An 11,422-nucleotide genomic window follows, 5' to 3' on the forward strand; every position below is an offset into this window, starting at 1 on the left:
GTGGGTGGAGCGCAGTCGAATCCGGTGTGTCAGCCCAGATTCTGCACGACCCAGTCGATGCTGCGGGTGAGCTGGCTGATGTCCTCGGGGTCGATCGCCGGGAACATGCCGACGCGCAGCTGGTTGCGGCCCAGCTTGCGGTAGGGCTCGGTGTCGACGATCCCGTTGGCCCGCAGCACCTTCGCCACCGCGGCCGCGTCGACCGAGTCGGCGAAGTCGATGGTGCCGACGACCTGCGAACGATGCGCCGGGTCGGTGACGTACGGCGTGGCGAATTCGCTCGACTCGGCCCAGTTGTACAGCCGCGACGAGGAATCCAGCGTCCGCTTGACCGCCCAGTCCAGGCCGCCGTTGCCGTTGAGCCATTCGATCTGGTCGGCGAACAGCAGCAGCGTGGCCAGCGCCGGAGTGTTGTAGGTCTGGTCCTTGGTGCTGTTGTCGATCGCGACGGGCAGCGAGAGGAACTCCGGCGTCCAGCGACCCGAGGCCTTGATCTCCTCGACTCGAGCCAGCGCCGCGGGGCTCATCAGCGCGACCCAGAGCCCGCCGTCGGCGGCGAAGCACTTCTGCGGTGCGAAGTAGTAGACGTCGGCGTCGGCGATGTTCACCGGCAGGCCGCCCGCGCCCGAGGTCGCGTCGATGGCGATCAGCGCGTGCTCCGAGCCGACCGGGCGCTGCACCGGAATGGCGACACCGGTGGAGGTTTCGTTGTGTGCCCAGCCGATCAGGTCGGCCGAGGGGTCCGACACCGGTTCGGGGGCGCTGCCCGGCTCGGACGAGACCACGATGGGATCGCCGATGAACGGGTTGCCCTTGGCGACCGAGGCGAACTTCGAGCTGAACTCACCGTTGGTGAGGTGCAGCGAGCGCTCCCGGATCAGGCCGAACGCGGCGGCGTCCCAAAAGGCCGTGGTGCCGCCGTTGCCGAGCACCACCTCGTAGCCGTCGGGCAGCGTGAACAGTTCGCGCAGCCCCGAACGGACCCGCGCGACCACATCTTTCACCGGCTTCTGCCGGTGGCTCGTTCCGAACACCGAGGCGCCGACACTCACCAGAGACTGCAACTGCTCCGGTCGCACCTTGGAGGGGCCGCAACCGAACCGTCCGTCGGCGGGCTTGAGGTCGTCGGGAATCGTCGGGAACGCAGTGGTCATGCCGAACAGGGTAAAGCGTGTCGGACCAGCTCTGTCAGTGCGGGTGGGCTGCTGTGCTCGAAGCCACGGACCGGGCTCGGCCCGGCCGGGCACGCGCGGCTGCCGGATTTCCCCGCGGCGTGCTCGAGTTGCGGTGGTATTGCTGTGTCGCCGGGCACACTCCAGCTAACCTTTGCGCCCATGAACATGGCGTCGGCGAGCTCGGGGTGGCGACTGCGCGGTCGCCGGTCACGCACCTTCGGGGTACGGGCGGGGGCGATCTCGGACGCGGCGCGGCGCGAGTTGCTGATGCGCGGAGCGCTCGGTTCGGCAACGATCTTGGGCGTGCGGCCGAGTTCGAAGGCGGGCGAACCGGACTCGCGCACGGCCTCGCGGCGCGAACCGGGGCATGTGTTCTGGGTCCGAGTGCTGGTGGACGGCACGGCACCGTATGAGACCAGGGTGCGCCAGCGGGTGTCCGCGGCCGATCTCGAATGGATGCAGCCCGGAGATGTGGTGTGCTGCCGCATAGATCCGGGTGACCGGGACCGATTGGTGCTCTACGTACCGGATTTCGCGGAAACCGGGCGGGCCGGCATCGCCAAGATCCTCGCCGACGGACGCCGCGCCGACGCGACCGTGCTGGCGGCGACCCCGGTGGCAGCGGACTACTCCGGGCGCGACGACCCGGTGCTGCGGCTGGATCTGGAGGTGCGCGCCTGGGACGAGCCGACGCCCTGGCTGGTCCGGCTGGTGCAGCCGGTGCCGCTGGCCGCGATCGGTCTGGTCGATCTCGGCGAGCATCTCGAGGTCGCCTTCTTCACTGTCGACCACGGCGAGTCCGTCGCCGTCGACTGGGCCGCCTCGCTCGGCGAGGACTGACCGCGTGCGTCAGGGCAGGTGGACGAAGGTGAAGCCCATCGCGCGGATGGTGGGCAGCGCCGCGATCATGCCCGCGCCGGTGCCCGACTGCGGCCGGTGCATGTGCGCGAGCGAGATCGCCCCCGGCGCCGCGGCGTTCATCGCGGTCGCGACGTGGTTGGCGGAGGCGGTGGCGCCGTAGTCGGCGTTGATGCTGAAACCGAGGGGGGTCTCGCCGATTTCCCGCACGATCCGCACGGCGACGTCGTCGTAGTGCGCGGTGCCGGCGCGGAAGAAGCGCGGCGGGCGGCCGAGCAGGCCGGACAGCCGCTCGTGGTTGGCCCAGACCTCGTCGGCCGCCTCCTGTGCCGAGCCGGTGCCCGCGATGCCGTAGGCCGCCCGGCCGGTCACCGACAGTGGTTTGTGCGCCACACCATGATTGGCCAGTTCGAACAGGGGGTTCGCGGCCAAATGAGCGGCCCGCTCCTGATTGGCGTCGATCCAGCGCTTGTTCAGGAACAACGTGGCCGGAATCCGCTGAGCGACCAGGAAATCGATCAACGATTGATCGATGTCGTTGTTGCCCGGACCGCCGCAGGCGTCGAAGGTCAACGCCATCTGCTTGCCCGCGGCAGCGAAAGTGCTTGTGATGCCTGCCATCTCCACGCCCCACTGCTGCGGCTGAACACCGGCATAGCGAGCGGCGACCGCGGCGGGGGAGTTGTCCGGCGGCGGGGGAGCGGCTTTCGAGACGACGACTCGGTCGCTCGGCGGTGCTTCGGCCTCGGTGGAACTCGGCGGCGCGGTCGTATCACGCTGGGCGGTAAAGCATCCGGTGGCGATGAAACCGGCGGCCATCGCGGTGCCCAAGCCGAGCATCCGCCGCCGCGACATTCCCTCTTCCACCATCCGTCAGCTCTCTCTCGACGTCAGGGGGATGCTACTCGAGCCGAACGCCCCACTGGTGTAGGGCATTCGGCTCGTGTCGTGTTCGTTCGATCACCACGGCCATGCGCGTGGCGACGGCCGCGGGACTACGCGTGCCGGACCGAGCTCCAGCCCGCGACGTCTTCGGGGCGGCGCGGTCCGGGGCCGGTGTAGATGGCGGCGGGCCGGACCAGCTTGCCGAGCTGCTTCTGCTCGAGGATGTGTGCACACCACCCGGCGGTGCGGCCACAGGTGAACATGGCGGGCATCATGTGCGCGGGCACCTCGGCGAAGTCCAAGATCACCGCGGCCCAGAACTCCACGTTGGTCTCGATGGCGCGATCCGGGCGACGCTCGCGCAGTTCGGCCAGCGCGGCCTGCTCCAGCGCGGCGGCCACCTCGTAGCGCGGGGCGCCGAGTCGTTTCGCCGTGGCGCGCAGCACGCGGGCCCGCGGGTCTTCGGCCCGGTAGACCCGGTGCCCGAAGCCCATCAGCTTTTCCTTGCGATCCAGGATGCCCTTGACCAGAGCCCTTGCGTCGCCGGACTTTTCGACGCCCTCGATCATCGGCAGCACACGCGCGGGCGCGCCGCCGTGCAGCGGGCCGGACATGGCGCCGATCGCGCCGGACAGCGAGGCCGCGACGTCGGCGCCGGTGGAGGCGATGACGCGGGCGGTGAAGGTGGAGGCGTTCATGCCGTGCTCGGCCGCGGACACCCAGTAGGCGTCGATCGCCTCGGTGTGCTTCGGGTCCGGGTCGCCCTTCCAGCGGGTCATGAAGCGCTCGGTGACCGTGGTGCACTCGTCGATCTGCTTCTGCGGCACCGCGGGCTGGTAGATGCCGCGCGCGGACTGCGCGACGTAGGACAGTGCCATTACCGAGGCGCGGGCCAGGTTGTCCCGCGCGGTCTCGTCGTCGATGTCGAGCAGCGGCTGGTAACCCCAGATCGGCGCGAGCATCGCCAGGCCGGCCTGCACGTCGACGCGCACGTCACCGGTGTGCACGGGCAGCGGGAAGGGCTCGGCGGGCGGCAGACCGCGACCGAACTCGCCGTCGACCAGCAGGGCCCACACGTCACCGAAGGTCACTCGGCCCTCGACCAGGTCCTCGATATCGACGCCGCGGTAGCGCAGCGCACCACCGTCCTTGTCGGGTTCGGCGATATCGGTGGTGAAAGCCACCACGCCCTCCAGGCCGCTGACGAAATCACTGGGTACGGCGGTCTGCCCAGTAGGCACCGCGGGGGTGGTGGTCATGTTGTGACTTCTCCTTGCACTTCGGGCCGCATGATGCTCGTCGAAGAGGGGTAGCAAGGCTCGCCGAGTACATGCCGATCACTAAAACCTTAGCTCCTTGCTACTGCGGAGTAACGTCTGCCCCATGCGTGACCTGGACAATTCATCTGGCGGACAGGAAGCGGCCGGATTCGGGCCGACCCCCGATCTCGCGGCGATGCGAGTCGACTACGGCGGTGCTCCGTTCGGCAGTGGCGAAGACGTCGATCTGGACGAAACCTGGCTGGCCGGCGGCTGGGAACCGTTGTTACGCCACTGGATCGAGCAAGCGACCGCGGTCGGTGTCGCGGAGCCCAATGCCATGGTGCTCGCCACCGTGTCACTGGCGAGCGGCACGCCACGGCCCGTCGCCCGGACGGTCCTCTGCAAGGGGCTTTCGCCCGAGGGTGTGACTTTTTACACCAATTACGACTCGGCCAAGGGCAGCCAGCTCGCCGCCGTCCCGTTCGCCGCGGCCACCTTCGTCTGGCCCGCGCTCGGCAGGCAGGTGCACGTGCGCGGGGCGATCGAACGGGTCGGCGCCGAGACCACCGGCGTGTACTGGCGTTCCCGCCCGCGCGACTCGCAGCTCGGCGCATGGGCCTCGCATCAGTCCAGGACCATCGGCTCGCGCGCCGAACTGGATCGGATCATGGCCGAGACGGTCGAGCGGTTCGCCGACGTCGACGACATCCCGGTGCCACCGCACTGGGGCGGATTCCTGCTGCGTCCCGACGAGGTGGAGTTCTGGCAGGGGCGCCGCGGCAGGCTGCACAACCGCATCCGGGTGCTCATTCGCGACGCGACGATGACGGTCGACCGACTACAGCCGTGATTATTCCCGTTGCGCGGGTGATCAATATCCAGTCGTGACAACCGGGTTCGACTCGCTATTGTGCGCCCGGTGAAGCTGCTCGCCGACACCGCGCCCCTGCGCCACAGCGATTTTCGGCGTCTGTGGACCTCGGGCATCGTCACCATGATCGGCGCCCAGCTGACCGTCGTCGCGGTGCCGCAGCAGATCTTCCAGATCACCGGCAGCTCCGGCTACGTCGGTCTGGCCGGGCTGTTCGGCCTGGTGCCGCTGATCGTGTTCGGCCTGTGGGGCGGCGCGCTGGCCGACGTGATGGACCGGCGCAAGCTGATGCTCATCACCAACACCGGTACCGGGCTCACCGCGCTGGCCTTCTGGTTGCAGGCCGCCGCGGGCTTGGACAACGTCTGGGTGGTGCTCGGCCTGTTCGCGGTGCAGCAGGCATTCTTCGCGGTGAACCAGCCGACGCGCAGCGCGACCATTCCCCGCCTGCTGCCCGAAGACCAACTGGCGGCGGCGAATTCGCTCAGCATGACGGTGATGCAGTTCGGCGCGATCGCCGGACCGGTGCTCGCGGGCGCGTTGATCCCGCTCATCGGGCTGTCCATGCTCTATCTGATCGACGCCGTCTTCCTGCTGGCCACGCTGTGGGCGGTCTGGCGGCTGCCGGCGCTGCCGCCGACCGGATCGGTGCGCAAGGCCGGGTTCCGCACGGTGCTGGACGGTTTCGGATATCTGGCGACGCAGCGGGTGCTGCTCGCGTCGTTCGCCGTCGACGTGATCGCGATGGTGTTCGGCATGCCGCGCGCGCTGTTCCCGCAGATCGCGCACGAGACCTTCGGCGATCCGACCACCGGCGGCGTCGCGCTCGGGCTGCTGTTCGCGTCCATGTCGGCGGGTGCGGTGCTGGGCGGGGTGTTCTCGGGCTGGATCCCGCGGATCCGGCGGCAGGGACTCGCCGTGCTCATCTGCATCGCCCTGTGGGGCCTGGCCATGGTCGGCTTCGGCCTCGCCGTCGGTTTCACCGGACACGGCCTGAGCCTGGGCGTCGGCCTGTGGATCGCGCTGCTCTGCTCGGCGTTCGGCGGCGCGGTCGACATGGTCTCGGCGGCGTTGCGGGTCACCATGCTGCAGCAGGTCGCCACCGACGAGATGCGTGGCCGGCTGCAGGGCGTGTTCATCGTGGTTGTCGCAGGTGGGCCCCGCATCGGTGATGTTGCCCACGGTTTCGCGGCCGCGAGTCTGGGTACTGCTGTGGCGGCCGCCGGCGGCGGCGGACTGGTCGTGGTCGGCGTAGTGATCGCGGCGGTGGCGTTCCCGGCATTCGTCCGATACCGGGTGGGCCGCGCACATGCGGAAACAGTGGCGTGAAGCGCCCTGCGAATTCCTGGCAACTGTGGTGCGATGTGCTGTGCCGACCTCACGTGGCCGGGAAGTGATTGTGAGCCTCCCCAGGACTACCCTCCGTGGTTGTCCGGGTCGGTGAACGTCTAGCGTTGAGACAAGTGCATCGTGCGCCGACCGCGACGATGCCTACGGTTCTAGCCTGAGAGGGATCCTTCCGTGCCCGCTGAGAACATCATCAACGTCGACGAAGACGCCAAGCCGGTACTCACCTATCCCGGCGGGGAATTCCCGATGACGGTCACCAAGGCCGCCGAGGGCAACGACGGGATCGAGCTGGGAAAGCTGCTCGCCAGCACCGGGTACGTCACCTACGACCCGGGGTTCATGAACACCGCCCCCACCAAGTCGGCGATCACCTACATCGACGGTGAAGCGGGCATCCTGCGCTACCGCGGGTACCCGATCGACCAGCTCGCCGCGTCCTCGACCTTCATCGAGGTGAGCTACCTGCTGATCTACGGCGAGCTGCCGTCGCAGGCCCAGCTGGAGGACTTCACCGACCGGATCCGCCGGCACACCCTGCTGCACGAGGATCTGAAGCGATTCTTCGACGGCTTCCCGCGCAACGCGCACCCGATGCCGGTGCTCTCGTCCGCGGTGAACGCGCTGTCGGCGTACTACCAGGATTCGCTGGACCCGCGCGACCCCGAGCAGGTCGAGCTGTCCACCATCCGGCTGCTGGCCAAGCTGCCCACCATCGCGGCCTACTCGTACAAGAAGTCGGTCGGCCAGCCGTTCCTCTACCCGGACAACTCGCTGAGCCTGGTGGAGAACTTCCTGCGGATGACCTTCGGCTTCCCGGCCGAGCCCTACGAGGTCGACCCCGAGGTCGCGGCGGCGCTGGACATGCTGCTCATCCTGCACGCCGACCACGAGCAGAACTGCTCCACCTCGACCGTGCGGCTCGTCGGTTCCTCCGATGCCAACCTGTTCACCTCGGTGTCCGGCGGTATCAACGCGCTGTGGGGCCCGCTGCACGGTGGCGCGAACCAGGCTGTGCTGGAGATGCTCGACGGCATCAAGGCCGAGGGCGGCGATGTCCGCGAGTTCATCCGCAAGGTCAAGAACAAGGAAGACGGCGTGAAGCTGATGGGCTTCGGGCACCGCGTCTACCGCAACTACGACCCGCGCGCCGCGATCGCCAAGAAGCACGCCGACGCGATCCTGAACAAGCTCGGCAACGACGAGCTGTTCGACATCGCCCAGGCGCTGGAGGAAGCCGCGCTCACCGACGACTACTTCGTCGAGCGTCGCCTGTACCCGAACGTCGACTTCTACACCGGCGTCATCTACAAGGCCATGGGCTTCCCCACCCGGATGTTCACCGTGCTGTTCGCCATGGGCCGGCTGCCGGGCTGGATCGCGCACTGGCGCGAAATGCACAGCGAGCCGCTGAAGATCGGCCGTCCGCGGCAGATCTACACCGGTTACGGTGCGCGCGACTACCGCGAGATCACCAATCGTCAGTAGTACCGAGTAATACCCACCATCCACCAACGAAGGGGATAACCCGAATGACCAAGCCGGAGATCGAGTTCCAGGGCGGCCCCGCGCCTTCCGAGCTGGTGATCAAGGACATCATCGAGGGTGAAGGCAAGCAAGCCGTGCCCGGCGGCAACGTCGAGGTGCACTACGTCGGCGTCGAATTCGACACCGGCGAGGAATTCGACTCCTCCTGGAACCGCGGCGAATCCATCACATTCCCGCTGCGCGGCCTGATCCAGGGCTGGCAGGACGGTATCCCGGGCATGAAGGTCGGCGGCCGCAGGCAGCTCACCATTCCGCCGGAGCTGGCCTACGGCGGCGCCGGTGCCGGGCACCCCCTCGCGGGCAAGACCCTGGTCTTCGTGATCGATCTGCTCGACGCCAACTGACCCGTCGCGCCCGGTGGCCCATATCCCGTCAAGGGGTATGGGCCACCGCCTTTTCCTGCCCTGACCAGGGCAGGTGCCCGAGGGATCGGACACCCCGGCTGACCGGCGGATGGCCTCGAACGCAAGGTAGCGGATCTACGATCTCACCTGATTCGCAAGCTCTGTCGACCGAATTCCTGCGGTGTCCGAAGCTGAGGGAGGCTTTCGATGGGTTCGACGAACGTGGCCGGGTTCGCACTGGTTTCGCTGGTGGCTGCCGCGGGCTGGGGGCTTACTCTGCCGGGTCACGGCGATGCGGACCGCCGGGCCGCCGGTGCGCCCGAAGTCGTCCTGGTGCGCGATGACGGTGATATGGCCGCGGACAACCCGGCCGATGCGATCACCGACGAGCAATTGCGCGACGTGCGGCTGTGCACTTCGGCGGAGGAGGAAGCCGCGCAAACCCCCGAGGCCGTCGAGGCCTGTGCGGCGAAGCGGGCCACCAGCGCGGCGGGACGGTTCGAGAGCGCCCCGCTGGAGAAGTATCGAGAATTCGAAGCGACCGTCCCGTTCGAGATGAAGGGCGATGTCGGGGCGGCCCCCGATACCCGTAAGGAAACATTCGGTCTCGGCTCCTCCTACCTCGACAACACCAAGGCCGCGCTGGTGGCGGTGTGTGCGCACACCGCTGCGACCGGCGGTCCGTGCGGGGAGCCCGAGGACGACATCTGCCGAGATAGCGAACCATCGTCCTCGGAGGCCATGTCCAAAAAGGGGCTGTCGGATTATCTGGCCGAGAAGCGGCGACGGCTCTGTGGCACCGGTGCGGACAGTGATCTGACCACCGAACTCAGGGAGGCGAAGCATGCCGCGCTCAACGCTTTCCGCGGCGCCCGGACCCTGGGCGGTTCGCTCGCCGACCGGGTCGCGGCCGACAAAGCCGAGGCCTTCGCCGTGTTGAAATGGCGTGCGGCGGGCTGGCTGTAGCGATTACTGCCGGACGATCTCGACCGGGTCGGTCAGGGCGAGGGCCAGGGCGGACTGCTGGGTGCTGCTGCGCTGTGGGAGGGCGGCGACGGCCTTGTCGGTTTGGGTGCCGAGGTTGTTCACGATGGTCTGCAACTGACTGACGCCGCCGGTGAGTTGGCTGATGGCGCTGACCAATTGGGCGCCGCCCTCGTCGGCCAGCTTGGGCAGGCCCTCGGCCAGCTTCGCGCCCTCGTTCAATTGCGCACTGGCGCTGGTCAATCGGTCGACCACGGTGCGAAGCAGGGTGCCGAGATCGGTGTTCGGGTCCACCGCGCCGCCGACGAGCGAGCCGAGGCCGGTCAGCTGGGCGCCCGCCTGGCCCGAAATGCTCTGCAGGCCTTCCAGTTTCTTGATGATGTCGGCCAGCGCCGGATCGTTCGCGAAGGGGAGTGCGCGCAGCAGCGGGATGATCTGATCCAGGCCGGAGTTCACCGTGTTCGCGGTCTGCTCCACCTGTGCGATCGTGATGCCGGTCGAATCCAGTGCGGTGGCCAGTTCGTTCGCCTGTTTCGCGGCCCCGTCCACGGTCGAGTTCAGCAGTGCGATGGCCGAAGTGAGCTGTGCGGAGCCCTCTTTGGCGAAGTCGAGGAAGCCGAGGAGCTGGTCGGCGCCCGAACTGAACTGGTCGGCGCCGGAGGCCGCGGCGTTCACCCCGGCCTTCAGCAGTTGGGTGGTGAACTGCACCTGGGTCATCTGTGAACGCGCCTGCGCGACGGCCGCCAACGCGGCGTCGACCCCGAGCGCGCCGACCCGGTGGGTCACCTCGGTCACCGCGCCCTGCACCAGCTCGCCGTCGGCGTTCTTGTGCGTGGCAACGGTGACCTTGGCCCGGCGCGGCTGCGCACCGGCCAGGGTGCCCATCGATTCGGTGAGGTCGGCGGGCAGGGTGATCACCGCCGCGTAGTCGTCGGTGCTCGCTTCGCCCTCCTTCGCCGCGGTCCATTCGTAGCCGCCCGCGTCCTCGAGCGCTTTCACCACCTTTGCGCCCGTCGGCCCGGTATCGGCGTTGACCAGTGCGATCCCGGTCGGGCCACGGTCGGAACTACCGCAGGCGGTGACACCGGCGCCGAGCGCGCCAGCGCTGACGAGAGCAACGGCGAGAAGAGCCCAGCGGGCGCGTTTTCCGATCACAGCCCGACCCTAGAACTCGGATCCGTCCGCGCCCATGGCTGTTCTATGAGAGTTCGCTAAGGACCGCGGACCGCTCAGTTCGCGGTGCGTTCGGGCAGGTCGAGCACGAGGCGGACGCCGCCGAGCGCGCCGTCGTCGAAATAGGCGCGCCCGCCGTGCAATTGGGCCTGCTGCGCGACGAGGGCGAGGCCGAGGCCGGAACCGCCCTTGCTCGCCTGGCTGCCGCGGAAGAACCGGTCGAACACGGCCTGCCGCTCGTGCTCGGGGATTCCGCGCCCGTTGTCGTCGATGCTGATGACGATATGTCCGTTCGGCGTCCGATGCGCGGTGACCAGGGCCTGGGTGGCACGGCCGTGTTTGGCCGAGTTGGCCAGCGCGTTGTCCACCGCGAGGCGCAGTCCGGCGGGCAGGCCCCGGGTCACCAGCTCGGCGTCGCTGTCGATGCGCACGGTGAGGCCGGGGAAGTGCCGCATGGCGTCGTGGGCGGCCTGGTCGCACAGGTCGCCCACATCGGTGGCGACGTGATCGCGGTCATGGGTCAGGTCGCCGGTGGCCAGACGCTCCAGGGCCGCGAGCGTGGTCTCCACCCGGCCCTGGCTGCGTTGCAGGTCGCCGAGGATCTCCGCGCGCTGGGCCTCGTCCAGGTCCAGGGTGCGCAGCACCTCTAGATCGGTGCGCATGGCGGTGAGCGGGGTGCGCAGCTCGTGCGCGGAGACTGCCGCGAAATCCCGTGCGGTCTCCAGTGCCGCGGCGGTCGCGGACTGCGCCTCGTCGACCCGCTCGAGCATCGTATTCACCGCGTCCGCCAGCTTTTCCGCCTCGCGCACGCCCGAGCCGTCCACCGGTGTCTGCGGGTTGTGCGGGTCGGGCAGCGCGCTGCGCGCGTCGACCTGACGGGTGAGCCGCACGATCGGGCGCACCGCGCGCCCGGCGAGCAGCCAGCCGAGTGCGGCCGCGGCGGCGATGGCGAGCAGCGCGCCCGCCAGCACCCAG

11 protein-coding genes are annotated in these 11,422 nt (G+C 68.7%); 6 read left to right on the forward strand and 5 right to left on the reverse strand.

Translation table 11 applies throughout. The annotated features are described in order from the left end of the window. Window positions 1-29: 29 nt before the first annotated feature. On the reverse strand, window positions 30-1,154 hold the full coding sequence (gene serC / locus NBRGI_RS26305) for a phosphoserine transaminase (protein WP_029899892.1): 1,125 nt from the start codon (window positions 1,152-1,154) through the stop codon (window positions 30-32). Window positions 1,155-1,334: 180 nt separating this feature from the next. Here serC and NBRGI_RS26310 point away from each other — a divergent pair, with 180 nt between their 5' ends. Next, complete coding sequence (locus tag NBRGI_RS26310) at window positions 1,335-2,015, forward strand: hypothetical protein (protein WP_029899893.1); 681 nt, start codon at window positions 1,335-1,337, stop codon at window positions 2,013-2,015. 9 nt (window positions 2,016-2,024) lie between these two features. Here the strand turns inward: NBRGI_RS26310 and NBRGI_RS26315 are convergent, their stop codons facing one another. Both NBRGI_RS26315 and NBRGI_RS26320 read right to left on the reverse strand, forming a co-directional pair. After that, window positions 2,025-2,903 carry a polysaccharide deacetylase family protein gene (locus NBRGI_RS26315; protein WP_235211107.1) on the reverse strand — a complete coding sequence of 293 codons (879 nt, stop codon included), beginning with the start codon at window positions 2,901-2,903 and terminating at the stop codon, window positions 2,025-2,027. A gap of 125 nt (window positions 2,904-3,028) precedes the next feature. Further along, window positions 3,029-4,177, reverse strand: a complete 1,149-nt coding sequence (locus tag NBRGI_RS26320; protein ID WP_014981562.1) for a citrate synthase 2 — start codon at window positions 4,175-4,177, stop codon at window positions 3,029-3,031. 124 nt (window positions 4,178-4,301) lie between these two features. Between NBRGI_RS26320 and pdxH the strand changes: the two genes are divergently transcribed. The 5 genes from pdxH (at window position 4,302) to NBRGI_RS26345 (ending at window position 9,256) form a co-directional block, all read left to right on the forward strand. Then, a complete protein-coding gene (gene pdxH / locus NBRGI_RS26325) occupies window positions 4,302-5,030 on the forward strand; it encodes a pyridoxamine 5'-phosphate oxidase (RefSeq protein ID WP_029899896.1) in 729 nt (242 codons plus the stop codon). A 69-nt stretch (window positions 5,031-5,099) separates the two neighbouring features. Continuing rightward, window positions 5,100-6,380: an MFS transporter gene (locus NBRGI_RS26330; RefSeq protein WP_029899897.1), complete on the forward strand. Its 1,281-nt coding sequence runs from the start codon at window positions 5,100-5,102 to the stop codon at window positions 6,378-6,380. A 192-nt stretch (window positions 6,381-6,572) separates the two neighbouring features. After that, window positions 6,573-7,886: a citrate synthase gene (locus NBRGI_RS26335; RefSeq protein ID WP_081868618.1), complete on the forward strand. Its 1,314-nt coding sequence runs from the start codon at window positions 6,573-6,575 to the stop codon at window positions 7,884-7,886. Window positions 7,887-7,930: 44 nt separating this feature from the next. After that, the gene (locus NBRGI_RS26340; RefSeq protein ID WP_029899899.1) at window positions 7,931-8,290 is read left to right on the forward strand and encodes an FKBP-type peptidyl-prolyl cis-trans isomerase; all 360 of its coding nucleotides are present in this window, start codon (window positions 7,931-7,933) and stop codon (window positions 8,288-8,290) included. Between the two features lie 207 nt (window positions 8,291-8,497). Then, a complete protein-coding gene (locus NBRGI_RS26345; RefSeq protein WP_029899900.1) occupies window positions 8,498-9,256 on the forward strand; it encodes a hypothetical protein in 759 nt (252 codons plus the stop codon). A 3-nt stretch (window positions 9,257-9,259) separates the two neighbouring features. Here the strand turns inward: NBRGI_RS26345 and NBRGI_RS26350 are convergent, their stop codons facing one another. Beyond that, entirely contained in the window at window positions 9,260-10,429 is a 1,170-nt protein-coding gene (locus NBRGI_RS26350) for a membrane protein (RefSeq protein ID WP_029899901.1), read from the reverse strand. A 74-nt stretch (window positions 10,430-10,503) separates the two neighbouring features. Then, window positions 10,504-11,422: sensor histidine kinase (locus NBRGI_RS26355; protein ID WP_029899902.1), on the reverse strand; the 919-nt coding region annotated here is incomplete at its 5' end.

The organism is Nocardia brasiliensis IFM 10847 (assembly GCF_000710915.1).
Classification (GTDB): domain Bacteria; phylum Actinomycetota; class Actinomycetes; order Mycobacteriales; family Mycobacteriaceae; genus Nocardia; species Nocardia brasiliensis_A.

Coding starts and splice junctions, on each gene's coding strand:
- NBRGI_RS26310 (WP_029899893.1), top strand. CDS start 1,335: ATGAACATGGCGTCGGCGAGCTCGGGGTGGCGACTGCGCGGTCGCCGG.
- serC (WP_029899892.1), bottom strand. CDS start 1,154: ATGACCACTGCGTTCCCGACGATTCCCGACGACCTCAAGCCCGCCGAC.
- pdxH (WP_029899896.1), top strand. CDS start 4,302: ATGCGTGACCTGGACAATTCATCTGGCGGACAGGAAGCGGCCGGATTC.
- NBRGI_RS26320 (WP_014981562.1), bottom strand. CDS start 4,177: ATGACCACCACCCCCGCGGTGCCTACTGGGCAGACCGCCGTACCCAGT.
- NBRGI_RS26345 (WP_029899900.1), top strand. CDS start 8,498: ATGGGTTCGACGAACGTGGCCGGGTTCGCACTGGTTTCGCTGGTGGCT.
- NBRGI_RS26315 (WP_235211107.1), bottom strand. CDS start 2,903: ATGGTGGAAGAGGGAATGTCGCGGCGGCGGATGCTCGGCTTGGGCACC.
- NBRGI_RS26340 (WP_029899899.1), top strand. CDS start 7,931: ATGACCAAGCCGGAGATCGAGTTCCAGGGCGGCCCCGCGCCTTCCGAG.